14 protein-coding genes and 1 other RNA gene are annotated in these 14329 nt (G+C 32.2%); 10 read left to right on the forward strand and 5 right to left on the reverse strand.

Annotation, left to right across the window (positions count from 1 at the left end; translation table 11 throughout):
* The first annotated feature begins 101 nt into the window (after window positions 1–101).
* From fldA to cls, 5 genes are all read left to right on the forward strand, one after another.
* Window positions 102–614, forward strand: a complete 513-nt coding sequence (fldA, locus tag FcAc13_RS07625) for a flavodoxin FldA (protein ID WP_187755614.1) — start codon at window positions 102–104, stop codon at window positions 612–614.
* 394 nt (window positions 615–1008) lie between these two features.
* Entirely contained in the window at window positions 1009–1461 is a 453-nt protein-coding gene (gene fur, locus FcAc13_RS07630) for a ferric iron uptake transcriptional regulator (RefSeq protein ID WP_187755615.1), read from the forward strand.
* Between the two features lie 99 nt (window positions 1462–1560).
* Window positions 1561–2100 (forward strand): septation protein A, encoded by a 540-nt coding sequence (locus FcAc13_RS07635; protein ID WP_187755616.1) that lies wholly within the window; start codon window positions 1561–1563, stop codon window positions 2098–2100.
* 21 nt (window positions 2101–2121) lie between these two features.
* Window positions 2122–2583: an acyl-CoA thioester hydrolase YciA gene (yciA, locus tag FcAc13_RS07640; RefSeq protein ID WP_187755617.1), complete on the forward strand. Its 462-nt coding sequence runs from the start codon at window positions 2122–2124 to the stop codon at window positions 2581–2583.
* A gap of 13 nt (window positions 2584–2596) precedes the next feature.
* A complete protein-coding gene (gene cls, locus FcAc13_RS07645) occupies window positions 2597–4054 on the forward strand; it encodes a cardiolipin synthase (protein ID WP_370633693.1) in 1458 nt (485 codons plus the stop codon).
* Window positions 4055–4123: 69 nt separating this feature from the next.
* Here cls and cpdA read toward each other — a convergent pair whose 3' ends face one another.
* Both cpdA and nudF read right to left on the reverse strand, forming a co-directional pair.
* Window positions 4124–4960 carry a 3',5'-cyclic-AMP phosphodiesterase gene (gene cpdA / locus FcAc13_RS07650; protein WP_187755619.1) on the reverse strand — a complete coding sequence of 279 codons (837 nt, stop codon included), beginning with the start codon at window positions 4958–4960 and terminating at the stop codon, window positions 4124–4126.
* A gap of 144 nt (window positions 4961–5104) precedes the next feature.
* Window positions 5105–5743 carry an ADP-ribose diphosphatase gene (gene nudF / locus FcAc13_RS07655; protein ID WP_187755620.1) on the reverse strand — a complete coding sequence of 213 codons (639 nt, stop codon included), beginning with the start codon at window positions 5741–5743 and terminating at the stop codon, window positions 5105–5107.
* A 128-nt stretch (window positions 5744–5871) separates the two neighbouring features.
* Between nudF and tolC the strand changes: the two genes are divergently transcribed.
* Window positions 5872–7236, forward strand: coding sequence for an outer membrane channel protein TolC (gene tolC, locus FcAc13_RS07660; RefSeq protein WP_187755621.1), 1365 nt, complete (start codon window positions 5872–5874; stop codon window positions 7234–7236).
* Window positions 7237–7313: 77 nt separating this feature from the next.
* Here the strand turns inward: tolC and eco are convergent, their stop codons facing one another.
* On the reverse strand, window positions 7314–7817 hold the full coding sequence (eco, locus tag FcAc13_RS07665; protein ID WP_187755622.1) for a serine protease inhibitor ecotin: 504 nt from the start codon (window positions 7815–7817) through the stop codon (window positions 7314–7316).
* Between the two features lie 173 nt (window positions 7818–7990).
* Here eco and ydiK point away from each other — a divergent pair, with 173 nt between their 5' ends.
* Window positions 7991–9046 carry an AI-2E family transporter YdiK gene (gene ydiK, locus FcAc13_RS07670; RefSeq protein WP_187755623.1) on the forward strand — a complete coding sequence of 352 codons (1056 nt, stop codon included), beginning with the start codon at window positions 7991–7993 and terminating at the stop codon, window positions 9044–9046.
* A 40-nt stretch (window positions 9047–9086) separates the two neighbouring features.
* Here the strand turns inward: ydiK and htpX are convergent, their stop codons facing one another.
* The gene (gene htpX / locus FcAc13_RS07675) at window positions 9087–9956 is read right to left on the reverse strand and encodes a protease HtpX (RefSeq protein ID WP_187755624.1); all 870 of its coding nucleotides are present in this window, start codon (window positions 9954–9956) and stop codon (window positions 9087–9089) included.
* 129 nt (window positions 9957–10085) lie between these two features.
* An RNA gene (ffs, locus tag FcAc13_RS07680) (signal recognition particle sRNA small type) lies at window positions 10086–10181 on the reverse strand.
* A gap of 268 nt (window positions 10182–10449) precedes the next feature.
* Here ffs and FcAc13_RS07685 point away from each other — a divergent pair.
* The 3 genes from FcAc13_RS07685 (at window position 10450) to FcAc13_RS07695 (ending at window position 14328) form a co-directional block, all read left to right on the forward strand.
* Complete coding sequence (locus tag FcAc13_RS07685; protein WP_187755625.1) at window positions 10450–13215, forward strand: sigma-54-dependent transcriptional regulator; 2766 nt, start codon at window positions 10450–10452, stop codon at window positions 13213–13215.
* Between the two features lie 201 nt (window positions 13216–13416).
* Window positions 13417–13833: a PTS sugar transporter subunit IIA gene (locus FcAc13_RS07690; protein WP_187755626.1), complete on the forward strand. Its 417-nt coding sequence runs from the start codon at window positions 13417–13419 to the stop codon at window positions 13831–13833.
* A 15-nt stretch (window positions 13834–13848) separates the two neighbouring features.
* Window positions 13849–14328, forward strand: a complete 480-nt coding sequence (locus FcAc13_RS07695; protein WP_187755627.1) for a PTS sugar transporter subunit IIB — start codon at window positions 13849–13851, stop codon at window positions 14326–14328.
* Window position 14329 lies beyond the last annotated feature (1 nt).

The following is a 14329-nucleotide window of genomic DNA, read 5'->3' on the forward strand; positions in this document are numbered from 1 at the left end:
AAAAAAATCTATGCAAACGCATAGTCTTATTGTTGTTTTTTATTCTGTAATGTTATAATTTTTGTTTAATGATAAAAATGCAAAGACTATAGGGTAAAATTATGGCCAAAGTTGGAATTTTTTTTGGTAGCGATACCGGAAACACAGAAAAAGTCGCACAACAAATACAAGCATTGTTAGGTGAAGATACCGCAGATTTATTTGATATTGCTAAAACTACCAAGGAAGAAATACAAAAATATGAATTCTTATTTTTTGGTATTCCAACTTGGTATTATGGCGAGTCACAATGCGATTGGGATGATTTTTTCCCTAATCTTGAACAAGTAAATTTTACAGGTAAAATGGTCGCTATTTTTGGTTGTGGTGATCAAGAGGATTATGCTGAATATTTCTGTGATGCGATGGGAACATTACGAGATATTATTGAACCTAAAGGTGTAAAAATTGTTGGTAATTGGCCAACCGAAGGATATCATTTTGAATCATCTAAAAGTTTAGTCGATGATAACCACTTTGTCGGACTAGCAATTGATGAAGACAGACAAGCTGATTTAACTGAACAACGTATTACTCAATGGGTCGAACAAGTTAAAAGTGAAATGGGTATTTAAAATTTTCATTATATAATTTCACTCAAGATGACAAAGAACATTAAATTACTAATAACTATAAGCGAGGTCGTTAAGGCCTCTTTATTCCTATAGGGCTAAAATATATATTATTTTTTAACCCAACTCACATTCTAATAATAAGAATCTTTTTTAGTGCATATAATTCAATGCATTTTGATTGTAATATCTCATGACTTTTTATTTGTTAAAATACCATAACAATATTTAGTAATTAAATTAACAATCTTTGAAGAATTGATATAAATTAGATAACTCAAAATTATTAAGTAAGATAATTAATTTAATAGGATAAGCCATCTAAAATGATTGCTTTATTTTTTCTAAATATTTTTTATAATGAACACCAATTATGTGACAAAGGATTCAAATTTTTATGACCGCACAAGAAAATAATGCCGCACTAAAAAATGCAGGACTCAAAATAACTTTACCAAGATTAAAGATTTTAGAATTACTGCGTGATCCTCAACATCAACATGTTACTGCAGAAGATCTATATAAAAGATTATTAGATTCTGGTGAGGAAATTGGTTTAGCGACAGTTTATCGGGTGTTAAACCAATTTGACGATGCAGGAATTGTGACTAGACATAATTTCGAAGGTGGGAAAGCTATTTTTGAGTTATCTACACAAACACATCACGATCATCTTATTTGTTTAGATTGCGGCGAAGTATTTGAATTTAGCGACGAAACCATTAATAAACGACAAAAAGAGATCGCTAGTCGTTATGGCATCGATTTGACCTACCATAGTTTATATCTTTATGGGCACTGTTCTGGTGGTAATTGTAAAAAAGAGCCATCTCTTCATAATCCAAAATAATCTAAATAAATTTTTTACAAATTACTAGATCGTTTAGTTAAGATCTAGTAATTTAAATAGTCATTATCGACCATTCATCTGTGTAGGTTTATACTCAAAATGCGACAATTTCTTAATTTTATTCCTTTAGTATTCTTTTTTGTTTTTCTAGTATTTTACGATATTTTTGCTGGCGTAAAAGCTTTAATGATATCGTCCACCATTACTTTAATCATTACTTTAATTATTTATAAAAAATTAGAAAAAATGGAATTATTTTCTTATTTGATGATCATCATTTTTGGTGGATTAACTATCTATCTTGATAATAAAGATTTTATCAAATGGAAAGTTACTCTCATCAATTTGGGATTTGCTTTCACGCTCTTAACCAGTCAGTTTTTTTTCAAAAAAAATCTTATCCAAAAATTAATTGGCAAAGATATTAAACTAGATACATTAATTTGGAACAAATTAAATATCATTTGGTCATTTTTTTTCATAGTATGTGGAATAGCTAATCTTTATGTAACTTACTATATGTCAGATGATTTCTTTGGTGTTTTTAAAGCTTTTATTTTACCTGGCGCATCGTTAGTTATTACACTGATATCGGGGATCTATATTTACAAATATCTTGAGCCGAATGATAAAAAATAATTCAAAGGGAGGATTAACAATATGAATCAAAATACGAAAAATCCTAAAGGACAATTGGTTTTACGCACTTTAGCTATGCCAAGTGATACTAATCCACATGGACATATCTTTGGTGGTTGGATATTGTCACAAATGGATCTTGGTGGCGGAATATTGGCTAAAGAAATAGCAAGAGGCCGAGTGGTAACAGTTAATGTCAGTAGTGTAACCTTCCACCGTCCGGCGATGGTTGGTGACGTAGTATGCTGTTATGCCCGATGTTTAAAAACTGGTACATCTTCTATTACTATTGCCATTGAAGTTTGGGTAAAAAGAATTTCCGATAATCATAATAATTTTGGTCAACGTGAGTGTATAACTGAAGCCATTTATACCTATGTTTTAGTTGACAAGCATAATAAATCACGGCCATTACCTGAACAATTTCAACAGTATAATGAACAAACAGATGATGTTTCTAAACTTGGTTTAAGTGAAGACTAATATCAAAATGTCTTTGGATTCATTTTATGCTTGGGGTAATACTTTCGTATTAATCAGCTATTGGCTGCTTATTGTTGGTGTTACACTCAGAATATTAGTGAAACGTCGCCCCACTACCTTTGTTGTAGCGTGGTTGTTAATCATTTACATCATTCCATTTGTAGGAATAGTTTTATACTTTTTATTAGGCGAAGCACATATTGGTCAGCAACGAGCCAAACGTGCACAAAAAATGCGACCAATCATAAATCAATTTATCCATAAACTCATTGATTTTCCATTTATTTTTACCGATCAGGTAAGTGATGTCGCAAAACCATTATTCCAGTTATGTAAACATCAAACAGGATTAAATGGTATAAACGGTAATCACATTGAATTAATAAATACCCCTGATGCAATATTCGATTATTTGATAAATGATATAAATCAAGCTAAATCAAAAATTGAAATGGTATTTTATATTTGGAACATTGGTGGACGAGCTGATGAAGTTCAACATGCATTAATTAGTGCAGTTAATCGTGGGGTAAAATGTCAAATTATGTTAGATTCGGCTGGTAGCCGGCATTTTTTTAAAAGTCAGCAATCTAAATTAATGCGTGATGCAGGTATTGAAATTGTCGAATGTTTAAAAGTCAATCTTTTTCGTTTTATCTTTCGCCGGTTAGATTTGCGTCAACATCGCAAAATGGTAATAATTGATAATCATATTGCTTACACCGGTAGTATGAATATTGTTGATCCACGTTATTTCAAACAAAATAAAAATGTTGGTGAATGGGTCGATATTATGATTAGAATGAATGGTCCAATAACCACGTTAATGGGGGCTATTTATGCAAGTGATTGGGAATTAGAAACGGGCAATAAATTACGATTACCTCAAGTTGCTCAATTTGCAGAACAACCCGAGCTAAAACGCCATATTATGCAAATCATACCGTCTGGTCCCGGTTATACTGAATACATGATTCAGCAAGCCTTACTTACCGCTATATATTCCGCTCAAAAAGAAATCATATTCACTACCCCTTATTTAGTGCCGAGTGATGCGCTGTTACACGCTATTTGTACTGCAGCGCAACGTGGTGTAAATGTTAATATTATTATACCGCAGAAAAATGATTCGTTGATGGTTGATTGGGCAAGTCGCGCATTTTATAGCGATTTATTGGCAAGTGGCGTCAAGCTTTATCAATTTAAAAATAATTTATTACATACTAAAAGTGTTTTAATCGATCAACAATTAAGTTTAGTTGGTACAGTTAATCTTGATATGCGTAGTTTATGGTTGAATTTTGAAGTTACAACAGTAATAGACGATAGCGATTTTGCCGAACAATTAAACTGCTTACTCAAACATTATTTATCTCAATCTGATGAATTAACACTAACAAAGTGGAATAAACGATCATTTTGGAACCATATAATTGAAAGATTATTTTACTTTTTTGCACCATTGTTATAAATCATAAAGCAATTTCATCAAAATCATCGATATGATTGTTGATAATATTAACTATTACAAATAGCATACTCAATAACCACTTTGTGACATATCGGGATGAAATATTATATTTTCAAGATGTTGTACTTTAGTTTCAATCTCCCCTGCCCTTTGCAAATCAATGATGCGCCATCCCGGCAAATCATTTGCTACCTGAAAATCATGGTTTAATGGTTTAAATTGAACACATGTTGAGGGTGTTGAAAATGCTTGGCAATGTGATAATCGATGATGTGATTTTTGATGAATATGCCCCCACCCAATACCTTTTATATTTGGATATTGGTTAATTAAATTGATAAATTCAGTATGATTAATTAAGCAATGATTATCCAGCCAATGACATTGAGACATAATTGGGTGATGATGTAAAAAAACCATTGCAAAACGATCAGGATACATTGCCAGTGTATTTGTAAGCAGAGCTAATTCTTGTGAAGATAATTGCCCATATGTTTTCCCTTCAACTTGACTATTAAGCATAATTACTAACCACTTTTCACCTAATAAAACAACTTTATTGTCGGGTAAATTTTGCTGCTTAAAAATGAAGCGCATATTGTCACAATTATCATGATTTCCTGCTAACCAAACGCAAGGAGCTGAAAATTGTTTTATTGATTTTGCAAATCGCAAATAAGCTAACTGACTGCTATCTTGAACAAAATCACCTGTCGCCACAATTAAATCAAAATGTTCTCCATGCTGTTTAATTTCATTAATCACAGCATCAAAACTTGCATTCGTATTAATGCCTAGCAATAGACCATCCTCATCGGCAAAAAGATGAGTATCGGTAATGTGTAATATTTTTGCAGTTGGATATTTAATGGGGACAATTAAATGTTTTTTCAATTTCAATCTCAAGAATCACTTATTCCTATTAGTATATATTAACTATCCTGTTATTTCTGTTGCATAGCGCACACTTTATATAGATAAAATTCAAAATCACAAAAAACATCTTTATTGAAACCCCAAACAATGGTTAATAGCCTTTAAACTTTATTTTTAATGCTTTAGCCATTCTGCTTGTAATTTTTGATAATTTAATTGTAGCCACTGTAAAGCAATAATTGATGCAGCATTATTAATTAAGCCACTTTCAACCCACTGATAAGCTTGCTCACGTGTAACAACATGCACTTTAATATCTTCATTTTCCTCGGCTAACCCGTGAATTCCCTTCGCTTTATTCGCATTGGTTTCACCAACAAAAATATGCAATTGCTCAGTTAATCCTCCTGGACTAGCTAAATAATTCATAATGGGCTTGCAACGATATATTTCAATACCAGCTTCTTCTTTTGCCTCTCTTCGAGCAACTTCTTCTAAAGATTCACCTTCATGATCAACCATTCCTGCAATCAATTCTAAAATCCAAGGCGAATCTTGGGTTTCAATTGCCGCTATACGAATTTGTTCAATTAATACCACCTTATCCAACTGAGCATCGTAAGCCAATAAAACGACTGCATGACCTCTTTCTAAGATTTCACGTGTTACGACACCACTAAGAGTACCGTCAAATTTATGATACTGGAAACGATATTCCAATAACGAAAAAAAGCCTTTATATAAAATACGCTTAGTTAAATTAATAACATCTTTTTTACCAAAAGTTATCGGATTATTTGATTTACGTTGCATAATTAACACTCAATTTTTTTAATAAAAAATGCGGATAATAATAAACAATGCTTATGCATATACTAATTATCTGTTAGAATTAAGCAATATATTTTTTTAAATAACTCAGTTTAACTTTGGGAAAATTCATGAAAAAAGTATTACCCTTTCTAATCGGTCTAGTTCTAGCGCCATCCGCTTTTGCAGAAAATTTAATCCAAGTTTATGAACAAGCAAGATTAACTAATCCTGACCTAAAAAGTTCCGTTGCAGATAAAGAAAAAGCCTATTCAGGAATTTCTGAACAACGTGCCAGCTTACTGCCGCAACTTGGTTTAAACGCATCTTACGGACTTAGTCACGGCTTCCGTGAAGCTAAAGATATGAATAGCAAAACAGGTAGACTTGGCTTGTCACTAAATCAAAGTATTTTTAATTATGCTAATTGGAAAAAATTAGATATTGCCCAGCAACAAGCAAGTGTTGCCGATATCGCATATCAAGCAAGAGAACAAGCGCTCATTTTAGACACTGCAACTAATTATTTCAAAGTGTTGCGGGCGATCGATACATTGAGTTATGTTGATGCACAAAAAAAGGCTATTTATCGACAACTCGAACAAACAAGACAAAAACACAAAGTGGGCTTAGTTGCCATTACCGATGTACAAAATGCGCAAGCAAATTATGATTTAACTATTGCTGAACAAGTCAGCTCATTAAATGATCTTAACAACGCACTAGAAGATTTACGTCAAGTTAGTGGTCGATTTTATGCTAATCTAGCTACAATAGATATTAAAGCATTCAAAACTGAAAAACCTTCACATATTAGTCAATTATTACAACGTTCTGAAAATGCGAATTTAGATTTATTAACGGCCCGCTTAAGTCGAGACATTGCAAAAGAACAAATCAGATTAGCTCAATCTGGACACCTACCGACAATCAGTCTTAATGCATCTACTGGCTTAAATAAAAATGAAAATTATGGTGATAAAGTCGGATTAAAAAGCGATCATGTTACACCGGCTTATGCTGATAGAAACCAAATAACTGGCGCGAATACTATTGGTATCACATTTGATATGCCTATTTTTACTGGTGGAGCAACAATGTCACAGGTATCACAAGCGCAATATAACTATGTTAGCTTTAGTGAAAAATTAGAAAGTACTAATCGGGCTGTGATTAATAGAGTTCGTTCATCCTACAACAATATCTCAGCTGCTATAAGCTCAATTAAAGCTTATGAACAAAGTGTTGTTTCTGCACAAAGTTCTTTAGATGCAACTCAATCGGGATATGAAGTTGGAACTCGTACTATTGTTGACGTATTAACCGCAACCACCCAACTTTATGATTCTAAAAAAAGATTATCTAATTCTAAATATGACTATTTGATCAGTCTATTACAATTAAAATCATCCATTGGAACATTAACCGCGAATGATTTAGTTCAACTTAATAATATGTTAGGAAAAGAAACTACTACTTTATTAAGTATTAATTAATATTTATTAAAATGATAAGTATTGATTGATAAAAAAACCTGCTTAAAGCAGGTTTTTTTCTCTTTGAAACACAACAACTACTCAGTGGTAGCCGCTTCAAGTTTGCCATCATTAGACCAAACTCGGTATTTAACTTGAACATCTTCTGGCGTATAGACCACGATAGGTAAACGGCTATTATAATCCATTAAACCTAAATTATGTCTGATCGTTACGAATTCCGATTTACTAACAAAATCTGGAGGGCATGCCATTAATGTAGAAATACCATTAGACACTTTGGATACGGTATAATATTGATATCCCCATCCCTGCAACTCTTCTTGTTTAACGGTGCCGGCTAAACCACGACTATTGCAATCAACTTGCATTTGTTTGCCAATAAGCAATTCTACTTTGGCATCACGCTCATTTTTCAATTCAGGAAGATAAATCACCGAACGAACATAACCTGCTTCTGCTGCCGGATATGGAGCAATTTCATTCACATTCTTTACCATATTGTTTTGTCCAGTTGTACCATTACATGCAGTTAGTAAAAGCGCTACTGAACTAAATGCTATGGTGGCTAATTTTTTCATTTTCTACTCCTAAGAAATACCATTTTGTTATAACTACAATCTTTAAACATTTTATTATAAATATATAAACTAATATTTAGTTTTTCAAGATAAATATTATATTTAAAACCATAGCCGTAATAGATATAATTAGCTATCATATAAATAATGAAATACTTATTAAGATAATGTATATGCCTACCAATAAAAACAACGATCTATTAAAATTAATACTCAATTTAATTATTATTGGATTATTTATCATCATAACTTTTCAAGTTGTTGAACCATTTTTATTTGGTTTTTTTTGGGCCCTAATGGTGGTTATTACCACTTGGCCTTTTATGATCATTTGCCAAGAAAGATTATTTAATAAACGAATTCTTGCTGTTCTAGTTATGATGTTAATATTATCTCTATTTTTTATTATCCCTTTTATACTTATTGTGATGAGTATTGCTAAAAATGGGGGGTATTTGATTGATTTTGCTAAAAATCTTTCACATCATCAATTACCAACTATGGATTGGTTAAATAATATCCCGTTAGTTGGTAATGAATTGTATTTAAAATGGAATGATTTAATTAATCATGACGGTAGTGACCTGATTAAACAATTTCAACCTTATTTCGGCACCATGGTAACATGGACCATCAGCCAAGTAACAAATATTGGCGTCTTTCTTTTCCACTGCGCAATTATGATCATCTTTAGTGGATTACTCTTTTTAAAAGGTGAAGAAGTCAAGAAACATGTTTATCATTTTGCGCATCGTTTATCTAAACAACATGGTGAAGATACAGTAACATTAGCCGGACAATCTATTCGAGCTGTAGCCTTAGGTGTCGTTGTTACAGCTGTGACATTAACACTAATTGGTGGTTTAAGTTTAGTATTAACTAATATGCCATTTGTCGGACTTATAACCCTTGCCCTTTTCGTATGTTGTGTGGCGCAAATTGGACCAGTTGTCATCATGGCTAGCTGTTCTATATGGCAATTTTGGAATGATAATATTGTAGCAGGAATCGTTCTAGTCATTGTTACTTTAGTTTTAACTACCTTAGACAGTTTAATGAGAACATTTTTAATTAAAAGAGGGGTTGATTTGCCTTTCTTAGTCATCTTATTTGGTGTCATCGGTGGCTTATTAGCCTTCGGCGCAATGGGACTATTTATTGGTCCGGTAATACTTGCGCTAACATATAACTTTATCCAAGCATGGATAGAAGAACAGGATGATAATTAAAGCGTCAAATATGACGCTTTCAATTGCATTAATTTCCAATTTATTTTTTATATGTCTCATAACGTAGTGCTTCAATACGTTTATCTAAACTAGGATGAGACATAAATAATTCTGAAATTTTAGCTTTTTTTGCACCATTTATGCAAAATGCCATAATTGAACTATCTTCACTAGGTTCATGACTCATTTTTAAACGTTGTAAAGCGGCTATCATTTTGTCTTTTCCAACTAACTCAGCCGCTCCTGCATCTGCATGAAATTCCCGATAACGCGAAAACCACATAGCAATTATACTAGCCAAGATACCAAATATCGATTCAAAAACCATTACAATTAAATAATAGACTATTTGTGACATGCCCCGGCCTCGTTCATTCAACATCTCAGCAGTCACAGATGCTAATATTCTCGATATAAAAATAACAAAAGTATTTAGCACTCCTTGCAATAACGTCATGGTAACCATATCGCCATTGGCGACGTGACTCATTTCATGAGCAATAACAGCCTCCGCTTCATCGCGAGTCATGGTGTTGAGCAAAGCACTACTAACCGCAACTAATGAACTATCGCGACGAGCACCGGTCGCAAATGCATTCATATCGGTAGCTTGATAAATAGCGACATCTGGCATATTGATATTTAAATGTTGTGATTGGCGACGGACAATATTAATTAACCATTGTTCATCTACAGTTATTGGCTGAGTAATAATTTTCCCGCCAACGGCTTTTAACGCCATTGTCTTAGACATAAATAATGATATTACCGAGCCTGAAAAACCAAAAATGGCTGCAAAAATCAATAAACCGGATAAACTGTGAGCATCAACACCAAATAAACTTAAAACAATCCCAAAAACGAACATTACCGCCAAGTTGGTTAATAAAAAAAGCCCAATACGCATCATAAATGGTAATTCCTTAAAAAATGTTTTTTACATAATGTCACATTGTATAAATCATAGAACATTAATTCAAAATTGATGGTTTGTGAAAAATAGTAAAACTTAGATGAGAGGGATAAAATTTGGTGGAGTCCCTATCAGCCACTTCCCACACACATAAAACTTACTTTGGCTGCTTCCTTCCGGACCTGACCAGATGAGCAAGAAAATGTTGCAAGAGAACCCATAGAAACTCCATAGATAGTGAGCTTATTATCCTTTAAAATAGCGAAAAACACAACTTACAATTTCTATTTGCCTAGAAAATAGACTAGCGTAATACTAAAAAGTGATCAATTTAGCAAAAATAAAGAATAAAGCTTAGAAAATGATATAAAAAAAGATTAGATTTATCACTAAACAATTATATTATTAATTTGTCAATAATTGTTATCGTCATGCATATCTGGCGAATAAGACTGCCTTTCGTAAAAGAATATATTCATGGAATACAGTAATGATAAAACAAAAAATTCTTAATTACTTAGCCAACCTTACCCCTTTTTTTGATCCTGAAAATATCAGTAACGTTTTTACAGCTAGTCATATTGCCGTTCAATTTAAGATCAAACGTAATACAGCCAGTTTATATCTTAATGAATTAGTGACCCAACATAAAGTTATCAAAATCATATCAAGACCGGTTTATTTTTTACATAAATCTGCTTTTGAAAAACAATTTTTTCATATTACCGATTATCAATTTCAAAATGTATCTGACCTATTTGCCAATAAACCATTAAATGAGAATGAAAACGATTTATTTTCATTGATAATTGGTCATAATCAATCACTAAAAAAACCAATTGAGCAATTAAAAATGGCGATGATATACCCAAATGGTGGATTACCATTATTAATATCGGGCTCAAGTGGTACTGGTAAAAGTTATTTGGCTAAATTACTTCACCTGTATTGTACGATTAATCGACTGATTGATACGGATGCGCCGTTTATTGTCTTCAATTGTGCGCAATATGCTAATAATCCAGAATTGTTAACTAGCAATCTTTTCGGTTATGTCAAAGGTGCTTTTACTGGTGCCGATAATGCAAAGGAAGGGGCATTTGAACATGCTAATGGTGGAATTTTATTCCTTGACGAAGTACATCGCTTAAATGGTGAAAATCAGGAAAAATTATTTACTTTCTTAGATAACGGTATTATCAATCGCATGGGCGATACTAAAAATAATATTCAATTACAAGTAAGATTAATATTTGCCACAACTGAAAATCTCAATAAACATTTTATTCGTACCTTTTTAAGACGTATTCCAGTTCAAGTCGTACTTCCTGATCTTGAAAATCGCACTAAACAAGAAAAAGAACAATTGATTTATTTTATGTTCCAAAATGAAGCCAAGCTTATACAACGTAAATTATCTATATCTCCGCAAACGCTAGCTAATCTAAAAAATCAACAATTCATAGGTAACATAGGTTCATTAGAAAATGTTATAAAAAACACCGTTGCCAGTGCATTTGCAAAACAAACTTGTCAAGATGTGATTAAAATTACAATTTATGATATTCCACAACAATTTATCAATCAACAATTCATTCAAACAACCCCAATTAATACAACGAATATTGAATTAGATCAAAACACTGATTTAAGTTATTTAGAACATTACCATAATCCAATATATGAGATGATCTATGATACTTATATTCGATTATTTACACTGTTTACAAATACACCTTCATCCCACGAATTAAACCATCAAAATGAAAGCAAAATGCTTGAGGAGATTGATCATCTTTTTGATAAACTTATTTTTGAAACCCAAAATCTACATTATCAACAGATTATAAGTTATATCATTAATCATATTACTAATGAATTACAATATTTAGAGCAAACATTTAATATTCAATTTAATGGTAATTATATTTGTGCAATAAGTTATTACCTTTATTATCGGGCAAATTTTAATTTTCAATTTAATCAAATTACTCATGACACTATCAACTCACTGCAGCAAACACTAAAAAAGAAAACCCCACAAATTCATCGATTAGTAAAGCAGTTATTTCAAGCGATTGAAAGTAAAATTGATATTCAAGCTCAACCCATTGATCACATCATACTAACACTATATTTAAATAAAATGGGCGCTTTTGACAATAACGGTTTTACTAAAGCTATAATTCTAGCTCATGGTTATGCTACTGCAAGTAGTATTGCTAACGTTGCAAATCGATTACTCGAAAAAAATATTTTTGAAGCTTTTGACATGCCTATTGATATAAAACCACAAGAAATTGCTAATAAAGTCATTGATTATATTGAACGGCATGATATATCACATGGATTATTGATATTAGTCGATATGGGATCATTAAAAGACATTTATCAATTTTTACCCCATACAATCACTAGCCCGATTGCCATCATTAATAATGTTTCAACTCAGATTGCTTTAAATATTGGCAGCTTAATTCTGCAACATGCTTATCTAGAAAAAATCATTGAAGAAGTTATTCCACAAAATATTCCCGAACATAATATTATTTATCCGAATCATAACAAACCAAAAGCCATTATTACCACCTGTGCGACGGGGATAGGCACGGCTAATAAAATTAAATCATTACTTACTGACAGTATATCCAGCATACTGGATATTGAAATTATTGCCTATGACTTTGAAGCATTAGATCGTGACAAAGGTACTGACACAATTTTTTTATTATATAATGTGATTGCTATAGTCGGCACATTAGATCCAAGTATTAGCGATATACCATTTATTTCATTAGAAGAACTCGTTTCTGGTAATAGTAATACAACATTACTATCGCTATTTAAACCAATCGACCGCAAAACGATTCAAGAAATCAATAATCGCATGATTAAAAACTTTTCTTTAGAACGGGTAATTGAATCAGTTACAATTTTAGATAGCAGCAAAGTTATTAATTATATTGAACAATGTATTCATCATTATGAAATCATTACTCATCAATCGTTATCCAACGATAAAAAAATTGCCCTTTATATTCATTTAAGTTGTTTAATTGAACGCTTAGTTCGTAATGTTCCACTTGAAAATCATCTTTATCAAAATCATTCTCAGTGTCAAAAAATTTCGTTAGAACAGATAAAAGAAGCATGTAGTGTCATTGAAACAGTATATAGTGTCAAAATACCTGAAGTTGAATTATTGTATATTCAAGACATTATTAAACATAAAACTGAGTTTTCAAAGCTACCATAAGACTTGCCGACCTCATTTCCCTTTTCCAGCAAAATTGCCAGAATTTCTGGCACGCTTTTTGCGTTTATTAATATACCAAAACAATAACACAAACTCATGTTTTCAATTATTGAATAAATTATGGATTAAGCATGGCGATTTCGTGGCTAACCAATAAATCGCTGTAAATAATTCGCCAAATAGGGATAAAGAGGATAACGAATGGGTAGACATTTTATTATGGCCAGTCATGGAACCTTAGCTCAAGGTATGAAAAATGCCATAGAAATTATTCTTGGCTCACAACCTAATCTGTTCAGTTTCTGCGCTTATGTAAAAGGTAATGAAGACATTACTCAATCAATAAACCAATTTATGCGTCAATTCGCGACCGATGACGAAATCATAATCGTTACAGACATTTTTGGTGGCAGCGTTAATAACGAAATTATGAAATATCTAATTAACACGAATATCCATCTGATAGCTGGACTAAACTTATCATTAATGATCCAACTATTAACAAATAACGAACCAGTTGCCATTTTAATTGAAGAAGCAATTAAATCATCAACACAATCTATTCAATATTGTAATCAAACACTAAAGCACTGTGCAATTGCTGATAACGATTTTTAGAAAGGGGGTAAATTCATGATTAAACTATTACGCGTTGACCATCGATTACTACACGGTCAAGTGGCATTTTCCTGGACCCAATATTTGGGCGCTGATTGTATTCTGATCGCTAATGATAGTGTCGTTAATGACGAATTACGCAAAACAACCATTAAATTAGCTAGACCACCAGAAATCAAATTAGTGATCAAAAATATCACCGATTCCGTCGAGGCTCTTAAAAGTGGCGTGACCGATAAATATAAACTTTTTATTGTGGTTGAATCGGTGACGGATGCTTATCGATTAAGTAAAGATATTCCTGATATAAATCACATCAACTTGGGAGGAACCAAACCCAAAGACAACACCCAAAATATCTCAAAGACAATCAATATCACTGATGAAGAAGTGCAATATTTAAAAGAACTTCATCAAATGGGTAAAGAGATAGAAATTCGCATCGTTCCTAATGATAGAAAACAACTCATTAGCGATTGTATCAATATACAATAAG

It is taken from the genome of Frischella japonica (assembly GCF_014489845.1).
In the GTDB taxonomy this organism is placed as follows: Bacteria; Pseudomonadota; Gammaproteobacteria; order Enterobacterales; family Orbaceae; genus Frischella; species Frischella japonica.

Coding starts and splice junctions, on each gene's coding strand:
- fldA (WP_187755614.1), top strand. CDS start 102: ATGGCCAAAGTTGGAATTTTTTTTGGTAGCGATACCGGAAACACAGAA.
- fur (WP_187755615.1), top strand. CDS start 1,009: ATGACCGCACAAGAAAATAATGCCGCACTAAAAAATGCAGGACTCAAA.
- FcAc13_RS07635 (WP_187755616.1), top strand. CDS start 1,561: ATGCGACAATTTCTTAATTTTATTCCTTTAGTATTCTTTTTTGTTTTT.
- yciA (WP_187755617.1), top strand. CDS start 2,122: ATGAATCAAAATACGAAAAATCCTAAAGGACAATTGGTTTTACGCACT.
- nudF (WP_187755620.1), bottom strand. CDS start 5,743: ATGCAACGTAAATCAAATAATCCGATAACTTTTGGTAAAAAAGATGTT.
- tolC (WP_187755621.1), top strand. CDS start 5,872: ATGAAAAAAGTATTACCCTTTCTAATCGGTCTAGTTCTAGCGCCATCC.
- eco (WP_187755622.1), bottom strand. CDS start 7,817: ATGAAAAAATTAGCCACCATAGCATTTAGTTCAGTAGCGCTTTTACTA.
- ydiK (WP_187755623.1), top strand. CDS start 7,991: ATGCCTACCAATAAAAACAACGATCTATTAAAATTAATACTCAATTTA.
- htpX (WP_187755624.1), bottom strand. CDS start 9,956: ATGATGCGTATTGGGCTTTTTTTATTAACCAACTTGGCGGTAATGTTC.
- FcAc13_RS07685 (WP_187755625.1), top strand. CDS start 10,450: ATGATAAAACAAAAAATTCTTAATTACTTAGCCAACCTTACCCCTTTT.
- FcAc13_RS07690 (WP_187755626.1), top strand. CDS start 13,417: ATGGGTAGACATTTTATTATGGCCAGTCATGGAACCTTAGCTCAAGGT.
- FcAc13_RS07695 (WP_187755627.1), top strand. CDS start 13,849: ATGATTAAACTATTACGCGTTGACCATCGATTACTACACGGTCAAGTG.